The organism is Pontibacterium granulatum (assembly GCF_029961155.1).
GTDB classification, from domain to species: domain Bacteria; phylum Pseudomonadota; class Gammaproteobacteria; order Pseudomonadales; family Balneatricaceae; genus Pontibacterium; species Pontibacterium granulatum.
Window position 1 is genome coordinate 312,238 of the sequence record NZ_JASBRH010000001.1, and the last position, 17,555, is coordinate 329,792.

The 17,555-nt window shown below is 50.1% G+C and carries 16 protein-coding genes and 1 pseudogene; 2 read left to right on the plus strand and 15 right to left on the minus strand.

Features of this window, described 5'->3' with window-relative positions:
* Positions 1 to 9 precede the first annotated feature (9 nt).
* The 6 genes from QKW35_RS01500 to neuC form a co-directional block, all read right to left on the minus strand.
* Positions 10 to 1,344, minus strand: a complete 1,335-nt coding sequence (locus tag QKW35_RS01500; RefSeq protein WP_282350322.1) for a hypothetical protein — start codon at positions 1,342 to 1,344, stop codon at positions 10 to 12.
* A 124-nt stretch (positions 1,345 to 1,468) separates the two neighbouring features.
* A complete protein-coding gene (locus QKW35_RS01505) occupies positions 1,469 to 2,302 on the minus strand; it encodes a hypothetical protein (RefSeq protein WP_282350323.1) in 834 nt (277 codons plus the stop codon).
* Positions 2,303 to 2,330: 28 nt separating this feature from the next.
* Entirely contained in the window at positions 2,331 to 3,290 is a 960-nt protein-coding gene (locus QKW35_RS01510) for a Gfo/Idh/MocA family oxidoreductase (RefSeq protein ID WP_282350324.1), read from the minus strand.
* Between the two features lie 44 nt (positions 3,291 to 3,334).
* Positions 3,335 to 4,057 (minus strand): acylneuraminate cytidylyltransferase family protein, encoded by a 723-nt coding sequence (locus QKW35_RS01515; RefSeq protein WP_282350325.1) that lies wholly within the window; start codon positions 4,055 to 4,057, stop codon positions 3,335 to 3,337.
* The gene (gene neuB / locus QKW35_RS01520; RefSeq protein WP_282350327.1) at positions 4,057 to 5,127 is read right to left on the minus strand and encodes an N-acetylneuraminate synthase; all 1,071 of its coding nucleotides are present in this window, start codon (positions 5,125 to 5,127) and stop codon (positions 4,057 to 4,059) included. Before neuB ends, QKW35_RS01515 begins: the two co-directional genes overlap by 1 nt.
* Positions 5,124 to 6,281 carry a UDP-N-acetylglucosamine 2-epimerase gene (neuC, locus tag QKW35_RS01525; protein WP_282350328.1) on the minus strand — a complete coding sequence of 386 codons (1,158 nt, stop codon included), beginning with the start codon at positions 6,279 to 6,281 and terminating at the stop codon, positions 5,124 to 5,126. The genes neuB and neuC overlap by 4 nt, the downstream gene beginning before the upstream one ends.
* 238 nt (positions 6,282 to 6,519) lie before the next feature.
* Here neuC and QKW35_RS01530 point away from each other — a divergent pair, with 238 nt between their 5' ends.
* Together QKW35_RS01530 and QKW35_RS01535 are read left to right on the plus strand one after the other, a co-directional pair.
* The gene (locus QKW35_RS01530; protein WP_282350329.1) at positions 6,520 to 7,656 is read left to right on the plus strand and encodes a glycosyltransferase family 4 protein; all 1,137 of its coding nucleotides are present in this window, start codon (positions 6,520 to 6,522) and stop codon (positions 7,654 to 7,656) included.
* On the plus strand, positions 7,656 to 8,888 hold the full coding sequence (locus QKW35_RS01535; RefSeq protein WP_282350330.1) for a glycosyltransferase family 4 protein: 1,233 nt from the start codon (positions 7,656 to 7,658) through the stop codon (positions 8,886 to 8,888). Before QKW35_RS01530 ends, QKW35_RS01535 begins: the two co-directional genes overlap by 1 nt.
* 29 nt (positions 8,889 to 8,917) lie before the next feature.
* Here the strand turns inward: QKW35_RS01535 and tviB are convergent, their stop codons facing one another.
* The 9 genes and pseudogenes from tviB to QKW35_RS01580 form a co-directional block, all read right to left on the minus strand.
* A complete protein-coding gene (gene tviB, locus QKW35_RS01540) occupies positions 8,918 to 10,198 on the minus strand; it encodes a Vi polysaccharide biosynthesis UDP-N-acetylglucosamine C-6 dehydrogenase TviB (protein ID WP_282350331.1) in 1,281 nt (426 codons plus the stop codon).
* Between the two features lie 89 nt (positions 10,199 to 10,287).
* Complete coding sequence (gene nfo / locus QKW35_RS01545; RefSeq protein WP_282350332.1) at positions 10,288 to 11,148, minus strand: deoxyribonuclease IV; 861 nt, start codon at positions 11,146 to 11,148, stop codon at positions 10,288 to 10,290.
* Between the two features lie 3 nt (positions 11,149 to 11,151).
* Positions 11,152 to 11,334 carry a hypothetical protein gene (locus QKW35_RS01550; RefSeq protein ID WP_282350333.1) on the minus strand — a complete coding sequence of 61 codons (183 nt, stop codon included), beginning with the start codon at positions 11,332 to 11,334 and terminating at the stop codon, positions 11,152 to 11,154.
* A gap of 20 nt (positions 11,335 to 11,354) precedes the next feature.
* Positions 11,355 to 13,088, minus strand: coding sequence for a single-stranded-DNA-specific exonuclease RecJ (recJ, locus tag QKW35_RS01555; protein WP_282350335.1), 1,734 nt, complete (start codon positions 13,086 to 13,088; stop codon positions 11,355 to 11,357).
* Positions 13,085 to 13,378, minus strand: a pseudogene (locus QKW35_RS01560) (YdcF family protein); the annotation flags it as partial. The pseudogene QKW35_RS01560 and the gene recJ, both read right to left, overlap by 4 nt.
* Before the next feature lie 12 nt (positions 13,379 to 13,390).
* Positions 13,391 to 13,879 carry a YdcF family protein gene (locus QKW35_RS01565; protein WP_282350336.1) on the minus strand — a complete coding sequence of 163 codons (489 nt, stop codon included), beginning with the start codon at positions 13,877 to 13,879 and terminating at the stop codon, positions 13,391 to 13,393.
* A gap of 49 nt (positions 13,880 to 13,928) precedes the next feature.
* Positions 13,929 to 15,323 carry a threonine synthase gene (thrC, locus tag QKW35_RS01570; RefSeq protein ID WP_282350337.1) on the minus strand — a complete coding sequence of 465 codons (1,395 nt, stop codon included), beginning with the start codon at positions 15,321 to 15,323 and terminating at the stop codon, positions 13,929 to 13,931.
* A 12-nt stretch (positions 15,324 to 15,335) separates the two neighbouring features.
* The gene (locus QKW35_RS01575; protein WP_282350338.1) at positions 15,336 to 16,637 is read right to left on the minus strand and encodes a homoserine dehydrogenase; all 1,302 of its coding nucleotides are present in this window, start codon (positions 16,635 to 16,637) and stop codon (positions 15,336 to 15,338) included.
* Between the two features lie 160 nt (positions 16,638 to 16,797).
* Complete coding sequence (locus tag QKW35_RS01580) at positions 16,798 to 17,532, minus strand: DsbC family protein (protein ID WP_282350339.1); 735 nt, start codon at positions 17,530 to 17,532, stop codon at positions 16,798 to 16,800.
* Between the last annotated feature and the right edge of the window lie 23 nt (positions 17,533 to 17,555).

The following is a 17,555-nucleotide window of genomic DNA, read 5'->3' on the forward strand; positions in this document are numbered from 1 at the left end:
GCAGGCTGCTCAAGAAGTCATCAGCTCAAGGATGCTCTCTTTAGCCCCAAGATCTCGAAAATTACTACTCACACTAGGGCTCCCGAGCTTTTCCGCGATACACGCGACCAGCTTGTCCGGCGTGGACATACGCGTAACAACACCTTGATCGACAAAGTCACTGAAATAGTCTTCACCGTAGGCGGTCAACACTATCGAATCAACGCCCTCAAAGAAGGCGTCGTAAACAGCACCCGACCATTCCGTGAGATGAATATCCGCCAATTTCATCACCGAACGAATTGATGCCTTTGTAGCATCCACCACCTCGACGTTAGACCCTATCGCTTTGTAAAGGCTCTGGACTGCGGACAATTGCGAGTGTTCTGTATCAGGATGTAATCTGATTAAAAACAGCCAATCAGCGGGGGCTCGAATTATTGCCTCGCGAATCAACTCCGGCATAGGATTGCGCTGGGCACAGAACACGATCACCCTGGCATACTGTGAACAGAGTTTCGCCAGCTGACTATCTTCAATGCTCTCTGTCATCCCCCCATCCAGCTCAGCTTGAGCCAGGAAGTCACGCCAAAGGTTCCCGGTCAATAGGGCTCGATGCTGACCGTCTGTCATTGCACCCCACTCTGTTATCGATTTTCGGTCCATTTCAGTCCAGCAGTAGAACGTATCGGGCAGAGTATTTAACTGACCACCAACTGGAAAACTGCTCCAGCGTCCATAAGCCCTCATTGCGGAACCTGATACACCGTGCTGCATATCGACCGCCTCTATAGATAAAGAGCGACAGGCTGCACATAGAGCCATACCCAAGCATGAGTAGTAACAGACAATAAAACACTTCTTCGCCTGCAAACGTCGTAGAAGTATTACAAATAAAAAGCGTGCAACAATCACAAAATAGATATTTCGAATCAGTCTTTCACGGGTTACCTGACCCGACTGAACAAGATCCGCCACCTCACGGCTCGCAAAAATGCCATCAACATAATCCTCCAGCTTGCCACTTCGATCCAACCGTCTCAGGACTCGCGATAGTAGAGAAGCTAGGGCGATCAGAAAATAGATAGTATGAGAGCCCCCGATGCGGCCGCGGGTGCCTGGTGGATTTTGGGTTAGAACAGCTGATGACAGTCCTTTTTGTTCAAGCGTACGTTTTACGACGGAAGCATCTCGAAACCAATAGGCGCCAGCAAAGTACGTTTGATACTTGTAATCGGTCAGGATTGCAGCATATACCGGTGTAGGGAACAGAATCAGGGAGAGAAAGCTAAAGAATGCCTTCACCATTCCAAGCACTTGGCTCTTTCGCGCTTCTTTCTTAGCGCCATGCGTCGCTAAAGTCATCAACGTATTTCGTACAACAGGCCAGCAATCTACCCCTTTGTAGTTGAGGTGTACATTACGGTTTCGCTCAAGTGACGTCACCTGATCCATTATCGCTTTAGGGGATATCATACAGCCAAATCCATCAAGCTCTGATCAGAGCAACTATTTTGGATACGTTTCTGGAATAAGCACCGAACCGAACAAGCAGACCTACAAAAGATCGGAACTGGACCACCGCTAAGGCAGATGCAATAGGAAGCAACCCCAGCTCTACATCACCTGCAGATAAGGTCTTGATTGAAACCACCACGGCTACCAGCGCCGCGGCGATAAAGATATAGGATCCAACGGTGATGTACTGAGGGAGCATGAGTGTGCGATAAAACCGCTGCTGCTCCTCGCTACCGACATAACTTTCTGGATCCAGCCGCTCTGAGCTCAATTTAAAATAGCGCGCGGAAAATCGGGCACCCTGACGGAAGAAGAACAGAATAATCAGCAACACGCCGGCAAGCGGTAGCATCAGAGCAGGAACCGTATAGATCCATACAAGAATGACTAACATAATAAATGCCAGAGGAACAAATGAATCGATGACGGCAAGCAACAACTTCGCCAAATTACGATAATCCCCAACATGAAGCTGCTTCCCACTCGTTTCGGCCATAACGAGTTGCTCTACTTTTTTAACTCCCCCCAATCCCAGGGAGCGAGCCAAGCAAGAGGAACAGGCCGCACCGATTAAAAGCCCCCCCGACAAGATGGGATACAGGAGCGAACCGGGCTCTGCCCCCACAATCTGTTGCGCCAAAGGAAGCATCGAACCGCGAACCCAGATGATCATAATCCAGATAGCACTGACCTGCAGGATGATAAAGGCAGCCTTGCAGAGTACGGCAGCTAGAACCCGAAATGGGGCCTGCATGACCATCAGCATCACGAGATAGGCGACATTTGAATGAAGAAACTTTTTCATCTAGGTTCCAACTACTACTTAGAGCACCTTAGGTGATTGGCACCATCTGCCGTTCGTTCTCACCGGCATGCTTTGCATAGAGCTCGTAGGAAGCGGCTATGAACGGTCTATGGAGCGCAATAGATTCATCAAAAGATGTTAGCAAGCACTCCCCCGTACCCAATATCTGGTCAACTAGCGGGCCGCTCAACTCGCTCTGATAGGGATTCGTAAACTCAATCTCTGTGACCTGATCCGCCAACCGCAACTCCGCTTTGCCTTTCTGTTCGTTAACCAGCAGCTGACCTTCTGCCATTTCAAGGCTGTATTCAAATTGTGGCCGCTCCCCTTGAGAGCCGCATGTCAGCACCCACTCACATCCTTGACTGAATTTCCCTTTCAGAGAACCAAAAAACTCCACATAACCGGACCGTTTACTCTCCTCTATCGCCGATACGCCTGTGGCATCAATCTGGTAGTCACTGTCATCAATCAGATAGGCCAGCAGATCGATAAAGTGAATGCCGTTGCAGGCCATCCCATAGTGATCGCCAGATAGAGAGAAGCGTTTAAACGTGTTTCCGGCCAACCGTTCCTTCAGCTGTTGGTAGATCGGATAGAGTCGTCGGGGGCAATTAACCCATACCTTGATATCTGTATCATTTACCAGCTTATATGCATCGTCGATATCAGATACTGAGTTAAATGCCACCTTCTCCAGCACAATATTCTTGGTCCCTTTTTGGATCAAAGTGTCCAATATTTTGAGCCTTGGGTTCGCTGTCGTCGCAACGATTGCCGCGTCCGCCCCATCGACTACGTTCTCCAAAGAGGTCATGTAGTGGATAGGAAAGCCAATGTCTGATTGTTCGTAGAGCTCACGTGCTAATTGCAGGGCCTCTTCTGATGCATCCACCATAAAGATCTCAAGGTTATACTCACTCAAGCCCAGGCTCTGCATATGTCGGCGCCCCAGATTACCGGCCCCTACTACAACTATTCTCTTCATCAATAACTCTTCTTAAAAAATCGAATCCACTCGCGGATACAGCATTATTGCTTTTTTTCCTGACCCAACTGCCACATCGCACGTGCAAGCAGAAAATCCGCTTCGGTATCAATATCTACCGACGAGACCGAATCCATCTGATAGGCGATTGTGTTCTTGTCATAAACAATCCCCTTTTCGCGCAGTTCTGCTCCGGTCTTGAAAATATATATTGCGCCGTTAAGCCTGTGATAGGGTTTTAAATCCTGTGAACGCTGCTGTGTTCCCTGGCTTTCGCCGAAGGCCTCCATCGAGCTATCGTCTGACAACTGCGCACACCACTGGATGGGATGCTCCATCTCGGTTACCGAGACAACGCCGTTCGCACCGCGCACTTCGAACAGTTCAATTGCCCCCTGAACGTGCTGCTTGGCTCTAAATGGCGAAGTCGGCTGCAGGAGTATCACGCCCTTGAAGCATCGCCCCTTCGCCTCAAACCATTCCACGGCGTGTATTACCACGTCGATGGTACGCGCATTATCTGTCGCCAAAAACTCCGGCCTCAAAAAATGTACATAGGGGCCATAGCGCAATGCCTCATCGGCAATCTCTTTATCATCTGTCGTGACACAGATCTCTGAGACCTTATCCAAGGTATCAACACACCGGATCGCGCGACCTAACAGGCTCTCCTGCCCTATTTTCATCAGGTTTTTTCGCGGCAAACGTTTACTACCACCACGCGCAGGAATCACCACAAGGAACCCTTCAGGCTTAGGCTGAGGCATTAAATACTGTCTCCGGCTTCATAATCCTTGTCTGCAACCTGACCGAGCAGATCCCAGAGTTTTCCGGGCATTTGGCCCACCTTCGACCGTTTAATCTCTATATCTTCGATGGAAAAGACCTCGCCTTTGGCGATAGGCTTCGCTGCGACCAAGTACTTTCTTGCCACTTCCAGGTTGGCTATCTCAGCCGTCGTTGGCGCCTTTATTTTAGGTTTTAGTGCTTGTTCCAGATTACGAATGGCATCCACCAACGCTTTAAACTGTTGTGGTGATGCCGACGCTTTATGATCAGGCCCTGGCAGTGACGGATCAAGCGTAATGTGTTTCTCGATGCAGGTAGCCCCTAAGGCAACGGCGGCGCAGCAGGCTTCCATGCCCAATGAGTGATCTGAGTATCCCGTATTTACTTTGTAGACATCATGCAGCTGTCGGATGGCATTCAGGTTCAGATCTGCAGGTTGAGCCGGGTAGTCCGTAACACAGTGCAACACGGTGATCTTGTTGCGTACTTTCTCGAGCGCGTCTTCCGTAAAGTAGCGTCGCTTCAACCAACTGTAACTCTGCGGTTGTCCGGTGTCAGTCAGATATCCGTATGCCAGTGCCGCAAGCGCATCCTCTACCTCAGACATCGTCGCCATACCCGTAGAGATTATAATATCTCGCCCGGTACGGGCATGATCAATGATCAACGGTAGGTTTGTCAGGTCACCAGAGCCGATCTTTAACAGCTTTGGATCTGCTCCCTCACATATAACCGTCAAAGACTCGCGATCAAAACAGGTTGTAAGAAAGTCGATACCTTGTTTATTACACTCACTGGCCAGCTCGATGAATTGGCTGTCGCTAAGTTCTAAGCGTCGCAGCATCTCTGCCTGAGTTGATGACTCAGCATCATTTTTATCTTGGTAAAGTGCCTTTTTTGCCTTCGATGTAACCAGTTTATCCGTTTTAAATGTTTGGAACTTTACCGCATCAGCCCCACAGGCTTTCGCAACTCGAATCAACTCTAGAGCCAGTTCCATAGAGCCGTTATGATTCACTCCTGCCTCAGCGATAACGTAAACACTCATAAATCAAACTCCAGATCCATAAATTTTTTCTCAACTCTCGCACCATCACAAAACGCTCTTAACCCGTCGAGAATCGTCTGGGAGGGTAAATCACCCTGATAAGGATTTTTCATCGTCGAAATTTTAAATTGAAAGGATTCAGACAATCCTTTGTCTATTGCAGATTTTAGCGCGATATATTCCATTTCAACGTCGACAGTCGATTCAGATTTTATGCGCCCTTTTTGACGATCACCAATATTGATAATCGGGCGATGAAAAGAGGGCATCTCTATTACACCGGAGGATGAATTACCAATAAACATCTCACAATATTTCATTAGACCGAGATAATTATCCCTTTCGGTTGATCGAATCAACTCGACGCTGTCCTGACTCTGTGCGCCATAGGCCTCGATCTGTTTTATTATCTCCCGACTCATCATATCTGAGTTGGGATAGATAATAACTTTCTTATACTCCGGGTAGTCATCACAGGCTTTCAGCAAGTCTGAAATATTTTCAGAGTCCTTATTCGTCTCTGGGTGGTATACAATCAAAAAGTAGCCCGATTTAAGCTCCATGTTTAATTGTTGACATAACTCTTCTAATGTCGGCAATTCCTTTCTGGACAACGACTCCAGACCTAGTGCCCCACAGTTTACAACACTCTCCGGTGTCTCCCCCATCTGTATCACTCGTCGCCGATAAGCGTCGGTCGAGGTAAAGTGAAGATTCGCCAGTTTAGAAACTGCGTGACGGACTTTCTCATCCACAGCCCCCTCAGTAATCTCACCGCCGTGGATGTGCACAATTGGAATCTTAGCTATGGTTGCCGCTTCACATGCCGCCATCAACTCAATTCGATCACCGAGCACCACAAAACAGTCGGGGCGTTCACGGTCAAAAAATTCGGCCAACGAGATCGACAACAGTGCAGAGGAGCGCGTGAGCGCAACGGGAGAATCATCAGAGATCAACATGGGAATACGGATTGTCGGCTCAAAACCATCTGCGACGATGTCTTCTACTGTATACCCATATTCATGGGAAAGATGGGTACCTGTTACCACCAACTGCAGCTCAAAGTCATGACTTTCATCTATCGCCTTTATTAACCAATACAGCAAGCCATATTCCGCCCGAGTACTGGTAAAGACACAAACCTTTTTCATGAAACACGATCCTGAATTGCTTTAGGTAATGCAGGTAAGTCACTGCAGGTAAGGTAAGACGTTAAAAGAGCAACTGAAACATCTTCAAGCTCTTTTCCTCGCGGGTGATTGTAACGTACTTTGTGACCCCAATGTAGCTGAACTAGAGCGACTGCAATTGACAAGCCCTTTGGTGCAGATCACACTTTTCAGCCAATCGTCGTCCTCAAGCCTTAAGAGCTGAAATTGGATTCACCGCATGCCTGATAGTTACATCCTTCATCTATGCTCCTACTTTATTGGGTCGAAAGTCTATAAGCATCTGTTCGAGGAGTTGGCTAAGCAACCGACTGTTCGAACGCAGGACGTCTTTGTACCGATTAGAACCGACCGCCATAACGGCGCCAACCTCTTGAACGTCGATAATGTGTTTATCTACTACATTAAGTCTCTCGGGTTAAGCACACGCCTGTCATTAGCATTGAAACAATTCCGGTTGAAGCAGGCATTCTCGACCTTTTATCGGCAACAAAACGCCCCGCCCTACACCTGTATACACGCCCACACGCTCTATTCCGACGGCATTCTTGCTTGGCGCCTTCACCGAGAACTGGGCATCCCTTATATCATCACAGTGCGCACAACAGATGTGGATATCTTCAATCGACTGTCTCCACAATGGGAGCCCGTAATCAGAAAGGTTCTGCGCGATGCCAAAACAGTCATCTTTATATCGCCGGCACATAAGCATAAGTTTGAAGCAAAATATGGTGCCACGCTCCCACACACTCAACTCATGCCCAACGGGATCAACCAACACTGGCTGGCCCAATCGAATACAGCAAAGTTGTCCGACATAAGTGACATCACGAGAGGCCTGTATATCGGCGCTATTAATCGCAACAAGAATATAGCAAGAACCATCGAAGCATTTCTTAACGCTAAGCTTGATACGCCTGAACGACTTATGACAATCGTTGGCGGCTCCTATGAGGAATACACTAAGTGTTATGGCCCACTCAGTGAGAAGCAGCTTGCATCGGTAAACTTTGCAGGCAGGATCACTGATCTCGAGGCTTTACAGAAGTACTACAAGGAAGCAAACATCTTTATTATGCCATCACATATGGAAACATTCGGACTCGTATACCTTGAGGCGATAAGCCAATGCACACCGGTTATCTACAGCCGTGGTCAGGCTATAGATGGCTTGTTCCCAGAGGGCGAGGTAGGTGTTGCGTGCGACTCCCGTTCAACAACGAGTATCCAGGGGGCCATAGAGTACATACTACAGCACTATCCGGTGGGTTTAACGTACCGTAACGGCAAGAATCCAGTTCAAGAATTTTCCTGGCGCCGCGTGGCAACAGCTCTCGCGACGGAAGTGTACGTTTAATGAAGATAATCTATCTGCACCAATACTTTACTACACCCGAATACGCTGGCGGCGTTAGGTCATATCAGTTTGCCAAGCGGATGGTCAATGCCGGTCATCAAGTCGATCTAGTCACTTCGACTGCTTTTTTTCCAGTCAAAAAATCTAAACGCTTTCAGTTTATAAGCCACATCGATATTGAAGGCATCAATGTACATGCCATTCACGTCAACTATGGCAATAAAATGTCCTTTCCAAGAAGGGTTTGGGCGTTTTTCTTCTTTATGATGCTCTCCTCGCTCTATATGCTCAAGCTCCGGGGGCGCGACATCATCTTTGCGACCAGCACCCCCTTGACCATTGGATTGCCCGCCTTGATAGGGAAATGGCGGCTACGCATCCCTCTTGTTTTTGAAGTAAGGGATCTCTGGCCAGATGTACCCATCGCGATGGGCTACATCAAAAACGGGCTTGTTATCAAACTGCTACGTTCATTTGAGCGCTGCATATACCAGAACTCAGCGAAGGTTGTAGCCTTGTCGACCGGCATGGCTCAGGGTATAACCTCAAAAGGTATTCCAAGTGAAAAAGTCGTCACTGTGCCTAATGCTTCCGATTTAGAGGAGTTTGCGCAACAGTTCGATACAGACCCCTTTATTCCGTATAGAACAACCACGTATACAAAGATCTGCGTGTACGCTGGTACCTTTGGCTTTGTGAACGATCTCGGCTACCTAGTCCAACTTGCAAAGAAACTAAAAAGGCCCACCGCCGATATTAAAATCGTACTGATTGGCGATGGAGCAGAGAAAGAAAAAATCACCTCAATGGTTAAGGCGCTAGAGTTAAATGACAATGTCATCATTCTACCGCCCGTTAAAAAATCTGAACTCATTCGTTATATACAACACGCTGATGCCTGCATCTCCACCGTTAAAGATATTCCCGCACTTTTCAATAACTCTGCCAATAAATTTTTTGATGCTCTGGCTGCCGGCAAACCCATAATTATCAACCATGAAGGCTGGCAAGCTGAAACCATCCGTGAAAACGATCTTGGAGTTGTTCTAAATAGAGACTTTGAACAGAGTGCAAGTACACTAATTGAATTCTTCAATAGGAACGAAGATAGTAAACATACACAAAAAAGAATTACACAATTTGCAGAAAGCCACTACGCTCGCGACTTGCTGTTTGAGAAACTGATGAATGAAGCAATGGATCCAGCTTGGAGGGAGCAGGGTGGGAAGTAGTCTCACCCTGCTTGCAATGGTGTTTCTACTTACAAACGAATATCTGACTCGCCGAGGGGCAGCAGATATTTTAAGTCATAGATTACGCACTCGTTTTTACCTAAGCTGCGAATCTTATCCACACCCATAACTTTAAACTCTTCGTGAGCAACAGCCAACACAACCCCATCATAAACACCCGCTTCGGTCTCAGATACTGGGGTTATCTGATATTCAGCCTGACTCTCTTCCACAGAAACCCATGGATCATAAACGTCGACCTGAACACCGTAACTTTCAAGCTCACTTACAATATCAACGACTTTGGTGTTACGCAGGTCCGGACAGTTTTCCTTAAAGGTTAATCCCATGACAAGAATTCGCGAGCCATTTACATGAATCCGTTTCTTCATCATCGCCTTGACCATCTCACCAGCAACATAAGCTCCCATACCGCTGTTAATACGCCGCCCAGCAAGAATCACATCTGGGAAATAACCCACAGCTTGGGATTTATGTGTTAGATAATATGGATCGACACCAATACAGTGACCACCCACCAATCCAGGGCGGTAAGGCAGGAAATTCCACTTAGTTCCAGCTGCAACCAGCACCTCTTCAGTATCGATATCTAACTTATTGAAAATAATCGCTAACTCATTGACCAGTGCAATGTTCAAATCGCGCTGAGTATTTTCAATAACCTTCGCAGCTTCCGCCACTTTAATAGAGCTTGCCTTATGAGTGCCTGCAACAATAATTGAGCGATACAGTTCATCCACCATTTGGGCAACTTCAGGCGTTGAGCCAGAGGTTACCTTCAGAATATTTGTTACACGGTGCTCCTTATCACCCGGGTTTATGCGTTCCGGGCTATATCCACAGAAGAAATCTTTATTAAAAGTCAGTCCGGATACCGCCTCCAAAACAGGCACGCAATCCTCTTCAGTCGCGCCCGGGTATACAGTGGACTCGTAAATCACGATATCATCTGGCTTCAGCACCTGACCAATGGTTTCAGATGCTTTAACAAGAGGTGTTAAGTCAGGCTGCTTATTCTCGGTGATCGGCGTTGGCACCGTAACGATGTAGATATTACATTGTTTTAGCTCATTCAGATTAGTACTGAACTGAAGCTTACCCGCTTCAGCCAGCTCATCATCACTGACTTCTAGGGTGCTGTCATGACCTGCTTCCAGTTCCGCTAACCGAGCGGTATTTATATCAAAACCTAAGGTTGAATACTTTTTACCAAACTCAACTGCCAATGGCAGCCCAACATATCCAAGACCGATGATTCCGATATTTACACTATCAAGCGTTAACGCCATATACACTTAACTGCTCGTGCAGCCCCTATCAATAAATTAAACACTGGAATGAAGCGATATCTTTTTCTACACCATGAATACAGAAACAGCTACGCTGGCTGCAATGTAGCACATCTGAGCCACTGAATCTCCTCTGCCCAAATAGTCTCATCGATTGTTTCCAACACCATAGGTATGCCTCGGAAAAGGTCGTCCTGCATAATAAATCTGAACACATCCCAACCAATTTCACCCTGCCCAAGACTATGATGTCGATCAATTCGGGAGTTTAGCGCACCTTTCGAGTCATTCAGGTGCATACCACAAAGGAAGGAGAAGCCAACAGTCCGTTCAAATTCGGCGAAGGTGTGGGCGCACGCTTCCGTGGTACGCAGGTCATATCCGGCGGCGAAAGTATGACAGGTATCGAGACAAACCCCAACCCGGGATTTATCCTCTACTTGGTCGATTATCTCCGCCAATTGCTCGAAGGTATGACCCAGGTTACTCCCCTGGCCTGCCGTGTTCTCAATAACGGCTGTAACACCCTGCGTCTGATCCAAGGCCCAGTTGATAGACTCGGCAATTTTACTCAGGCATTCTGTCATGGAGATCTTGCGCAGATGGCTCCCCGGGTGGAAGTTCAGGTACTTCAGTCCCAATTGCTCACAGCGCTGCATCTCATCCAAGAACGCATTGCGCGACTTATCCAGCGCCTCTTTTTCCGGATGCCCCAGATTGATCAGGTAGGAGTCATGCGGCAGGATCTGATCCGGACCAAAACCTAGACGTTCGCAGTTTTCCTTAAACGTATCAATGCTTTTAGCGCTTAGAGGCTTTGCTTCCCAACGACGCTGATTCTTTGTGAACAACGCAAAGGCGTTGGCACCTATCTTGGCGGCGTTGAGCGGTGCGTTTTCCACACCGCCTGCTGCACTGACATGCGCACCGATATAGTAGGGCTTAGTCATGGTTTAGAGCTTACACGCGCCGCCGAGACAGTCGTCAAAATCCATGCTTTCCAGCTCCTGGCGTTCAGCATGGGCCTGCTCGATACGTGTCAGCAGTTCCCCTTCATCACCCACACTTGGCTCGATGCCCGCTTTTTTGAATACAGCCAGCAGAGTTTCCAGTTCATTCAGGGTCAGGTCTTTCATTCTGTTCTTTCCTAGTCCATTTACATTGGCAGCAGCTGATCAACCATCAGCTGTACATTGCGCTGCCCTCTAAATTCATTGATATCCAATCGATAGACGGCACGCACGCGCGCGACGCTGTCGTTCGGCCACTGCTCAAGATCAGCGTTGAAGTGAATTCCATCAACGGCCAATCCTGACGCGGGATCCATTAACACCATTTTCAGGTGTTTCTGTCCGACTATACGTTGCTGTAAAAGGGCAAATTCACCATCAAAAAGCGGTTCGGGGAACTGATGCCCCCACGGCCCAGCCTCCCGCAGCATCTCCGCCATCTCGATAGAGATTTCACCGGCAGTCAACGCGCCATCGGTGAGTACCGTTTCCTGCAGGTCAGACTCGCTGAGTTGGCGGCGTACTTCCCGATCAAATGCATCGGCGAATTGCTGATAATCTCCAGCTTTGAGCGTCAGACCAGCGGCCATCGCATGACCACCAAACTTACTGAGCAAGCCCGGATTGGCGGCAGCGATTGCGTCCAGACCGTCTCGCACATGGAAGCCCGCAATCGAGCGGGCAGAGCCTTTAATCTCGCCTTCATCGCCCGGTGCAAATGCAATCACAGGCCGGTGCATCCGCTCTTTTATACGCGAGGCGAGAATACCGATCACCCCCTGATGCCAGGTTTCATCATACAGGCACACGCCATAAGGCATCGATTGTGCTTCAAGCTGCAATCCACCAAGTAGATCCAGCGCCTGATGCTGCATCTCCTCTTCGATACCACGCCTTTCACGATTCAACTGATCCAGCGTACTGGCCAGTTGCCTAGCCTGATCAGCATCATCAGTGATCAGGCATTCGATGCCAATTGAGATATCTTCAAGTCGGCCTGCTGCATTCAGCCGAGGCGCCACAGCAAACCCCAGATCTGACGCCACCAGCTTGTGGCGCTGGCGCCCTGCAACCTCTAATAACGCCAAGATACCCGGACGGGCTCGGCCAGCCCGGATACGTTGCAATCCCTGATGCACAAGAATGCGATTGTTCTGTTCCAGCGGCACAACATCAGCTACCGTCCCCAGCGCAACAAGATCCAGTAATTCTGCCAGATTGGGCGGTGCAATTCGCTGTTGTTCAAACCAGCCGCTCTGTTGTAATGCTCTGCGTAGTGCGATCATCACATAGAAGATCACTCCCACACCGCAGGTCGACTTGGCCGCGAACCCACACTCTGGCTGGTTCGGGTTCACAATGGCACAGGCTTCCGGCAGCTCGCTTCCCGGCAAATGGTGGTCGGTCACGATCACGTCGATACCATGCTCTGCGGCCCGCTTCACGCCGGAGATGCTGGAGATGCCGTTATCCACGGTGATCAGCAACTGCGGTTGCCGCGCCAGTGCCACATCAACAATTTCGGGGCTCAGACCATATCCGTAGTCAAACCGGTTGGGCACCAGGTAATCTACGTGGTGCAACCCCATCTGGCGCAAAGCCAGGATCGCCACCGAAGTGCTGGTTGCCCCATCGCAGTCAAAATCCCCCACGATGAGCACCCGCTCCTGCAGGCGCACGGCTTTTACCAACCGCTCTACAGCAGTATCGACGCCACGCATATCGTCATCCGGCAACAGCGCTTTGAGATTCCTACCCAGGTCATTGAGGTCGTGCAAACCGCGGCTGGCGTAGATACGCGCCAAGACCGGATTGACCTGATTGAATAACGGCAGGTTGGTTGCAGGAGTGCTTCGCTGGCAGATTGTCAGCTGCTTCATTGTGGATTCGCCTCCACTTGCGGTAACAGCTGATCGGTCTTGCCTGTCAGGAAGTACGCCAGAAGGCCGATCCATTCCCTGACAGCGGTAGATAGGTCACGCATATTACGCCAAAACTGTATTGAAAAATTGTTACCAGACACCCGATAGTCCACCGCATGAGGCACGACATCCCACCCCTGTTTGCGGAAGATACCCACAGAGCGTGGCATATGAAATGCCGAAGTTACCAACAACCACTGCCCCGAACCTTTATCCACAAGCTCACCGGTATAAACGGCATTTTCGAAGGTGTTGCGCGCCTAGCGCTCTACGATCAAACGCTCCCTGAATCCGATCTGCTCAGCCCACTGCGCCACCACATCCGCACCACGGTACTGTTGATAAAGCACCGAACTACTGCCACCTGTAATCACTATTGGAACGTTTGGATAACGCCGGGCAAGCATCGGCAGCATCATGACACGCTCAGCAGCTGAGTTCATATGCGGCTGTTCATACATAGCCGACAGCGCCGCCTCCTCCGCGCCCCCCAGGATAATAATGCCTGCGATCTGATTCGGAAGCTCCGCCGGTGGGATACGTTGCTCCAGAGGCTTCAAAAGCAGGTTACCGACCGGAAAGACTGCGACACTCAGCAACAGCATGACCGACACCAGACTCAACCAAAGACCAGAGCGCTTTCCCGCCCAGACCAGCAACAGCCCAACCAGGATCAGCAGCAAAAACAAGTGATCGGGACTGGCAAGCGCCCAGAATACCTTGGATAGATAGAAAAACAGATCCTGCATATACAAAAAAGGCCCGGCAGATGCGGGCCTTTTGGGATTCCTTCAATCCTTAGTTCTTGTGAACGTGCCCCGCTATGTACTGCTGTACAGTCTGCAGGTCATTCGCCAGAACTTCAACGCGCTCCTCGCGCTCGAACAGGTCAGTCATGTGCGGCGGCAGCTGTGGCGATTCCAGGCCTGCTTTCACAACGGGCTCAGGGAATTTCACCGGGTGTGCTGTCGCCAGTGTTACCATCGGCACAGACTTGTCTTTCCAGCACTCACGCGCCGCTTTTACGCCGATCGCGGTATGTGGATCCAGCAGGTAACTGGTTTCCGCAAAAACATCTTTGATGACTTCGCAAGTGGTCTCATCATCTACCGCGTAGCTGTCAAACAGTTCACGCACCTGATCCCAGTTGCCATCACCCAACTGAACAGATTCAGACCTGAAGCGATCCATCAGGTCAGCAATCGCTGCTCCGTCACGGCCGTACACGTCGAACAGCAGACGTTCGAAGTTGGAGGAAACCATGATATCCATGGATGGAGACAGGGTATGTACCAGCTCACCTTTGGACATGTCGTTACCGGAGATCACGCGGTGCAGAATGTCGTTGCGGTTGGTTGCCACAACCAGCTGCTGAATCGGCAGACCCATCTGCTTCGCCAGGTAACCCGCAAAGATATCGCCAAAATTACCGGTTGGTACGGAGAAAGATACCGGACGGTGTGGACCACCCAGCGCCAGCGCCGCGGAGAAGTAGTACACGATCTGGGACATAATACGCGCCCAGTTGATCGAGTTCACCGCGCCCAACTTCATGCCTTTCAGGAATTCCTGGTTGGCGAAGCTGTCTTTCACCATCTGCTGACAGTCGTCGAAATTACCTTCCAGCGCGATGTTGAAGACGTTGTCTTCCAGAATGGTCGTCATCTGGCGACGCTGTACTTCGGATACACGGTTGTGTGGATGCAGGATAAAGATATCCAGGTGATCGCTGTGGCGGCAGCCTTCGATCGCGGCAGAACCGGTATCACCGGAGGTCGCCCCCATGATCACCAGACGCTCGTTGCGTTTGGTCAGGGCGTAATCCATCAGACGCCCCAGCAGCTGCAGGGCAAAGTCTTTAAACGCCAGGGTAGGACCGTGGAACAGCTCCAGAACCCACTCGTTGCTGCCCAGCTCTTTCAGCGGCGCAACCGCAGTGTGGTTAAAGCCCGCGTAAGTCTCGTCGATCATCTGTTTCAGATCATCGTCAGCCACGCAGTCATCCACGAACGGCTTGATAACTTTGTACGCCAGCTCAGCGTAGGAGAGACCCGCCCAGGAGGCGATCTCTTCCTGAGAAAATTTAGGCAGCTCTTCAGGCACGTAAAGACCACCGTCGCTTGCCAGACCCGCCAGCAGGACCTCTTCAAAATTCAGTGCCGGAGCCTGTCCCCGGGTAGAGATATATTTCACGCTCAAGACTCCTTAGTCCGCCAGGTGTTCTACGCGGATACGGGTAACAGCACCGCAGATAGCGTCCAGCGCTTCCATCTCTGCGATCGCTTCATTCATCTTCTGTTCCTGCACACGCTGAGTCAGGATGATGACCGGCACCTGCTCTTCGTGGGTTTCTTTCTGGATGATTGCTTCAATATTGATGCCCTTCTCACCCAGAATACTGGTTACCTGAGCCAGTACACCTGGCTGCTCCAGCGCCTGCATGCGCAGGTAGTATGCAGTTTCGATCTCTTCTACGGGCAGTACCGGTGCGTCAGACAGCTCGCTTGGCTGGAATGCCAGGTGAGGCACGCGATTATCACGGTCTGCGGTCAGGGTACGAACAACATCAACGATGTCAGCTACAACAGCGGAAGCGGTTGGCTCTGCACCGGCGCCAGCGCCGTAGTACATGGTCTGGCCAACTGCATCGCCATCAACCAGCACCGCGTTCATCACGCCGTTTACGTTTGCCAGCAGGGCGGATTCCGGTACCAGTGTCGGGTGAACGCGCAGTTCGACGCCGTCCTCAGTGCGACGACTTACACCCAGATGCTTGATGCGGTAGCCCAGTTCTTCCGCATACTGCACATCTTCACGGGTGATCTTGCTGATACCCTCGGTGTACGCTTTTTCGAACTGCAGCGGGATACCAAATGCCAGCGAAGCCAGGATCGTCAGCTTGTGTGCCGCATCGATACCTTCAACATCGAAAGTTGGATCCGCCTCGGCGTAACCCAGCGCCTGCGCTTCTGCCAGCACATCGGCGAAGTCACGGCCCTTATCACGCATCTCGGTCAGGATGAAGTTGCCGGTACCGTTGATGATACCCGCCAACCAGTTGATCTGGTTCGCAGACAAACCTTCACGAATCGCCTTGATAATCGGGATACCGCCAGCAACAGAGGCCTCAAACGCCACCATCACGTTTTTGCGCTGTGCAGCTTCAAAGATTTCGTTACCGTGCACGGCGATCAGCGCCTTGTTAGCGGTCACTACGTGCTTGCCGTTTTCAATGGCAGTCAGAACCAGATCTCGCGCAACGTCATAACCACCAATCAGCTCGACGACTACGTCGATCTCCGGATTAGTCGCAACTTCGAAAATATCCTGAGTAACCTGAACACCTTTGGTATCACAGTCTGGATTTGGACGGCGTGCGCCAACCTCTTCCACGATAATTCGACGACCCGCGCGACGAGAAATCTCATCCGCATTACGCTTCAATACATTGAAGGTGCCGCCACCAACGGTTCCAAGACCACAGATACCTACTTTTACCGGTTTCAAAACTTAACCTCTCGCTGTGAAAAACTTCAGCACTGCACAAAAATTGAGCCGGGTATTATAGCGAAAACCCTGTTGCAGGACTATTGCCTATTGCAGGTTATGGCGCGCCATCAGCAATAAAAAAGGGGCATAAAATGCCCCTTTTTTCGACAAATAAGACTTAATTTAGCTTCAGCGCACGTGCCAACTGCTCTGCAGGCAGGTAACCCGGCATCAATGTGCCGTCTTCGAATACCAACGCAGGCGTACCAGTAACCCCAACGGACTGACCTAACACCATCTGCTGAGCCACCGGCGAGTCACAGCTCTTCCCCTCAACCTGTTGACCTGACTTTGCCTGGGTCAGAAGGGCGTTACGCTGATCCGGTGCGGCGCACCAGATAGACTCCATCACTTTGAACGTGCGAGATCCAACACCTGCACGCGGGAATGCCAGGTAGTTTACCTGAATACCCATCTTATTCAGCGTCGGCACCTCTTTATGCAGCTTACGGCAGTATCCACAGTCCACATCCGTAAACACCGTAACCGTGGCCTTACGTGTTCCTTCTGCCGGGAACACAATCATATCTTTTTCTTCGATTTTAGCGATTTGCTCAAGACGCTGCTGCTTGCGCTTGCCCTCAGTCAGGTTCACAAAGCCTTCCTGTTCAGAAAGACGGAACAGCTGACCCAGCATAAAGTACTCACCTTTGGCATCGGAGTAGAGCAGCTCACCGGTGTTCAGCTCCACCGCATACATCCCTTCCATCTCGGCTGGCTCAATCGCCACTACGCTCAGACGTGCATCAATCTTTTTCAGACTCTGCTTGATCACATCCTCGGCGGTAGGCGCCGCATATGTCCAACTGCTTATTCCCAAGACAACCAGACCTACTGCCCATAACTGTCGCATCGTTTTCCCCATAATAATCACGC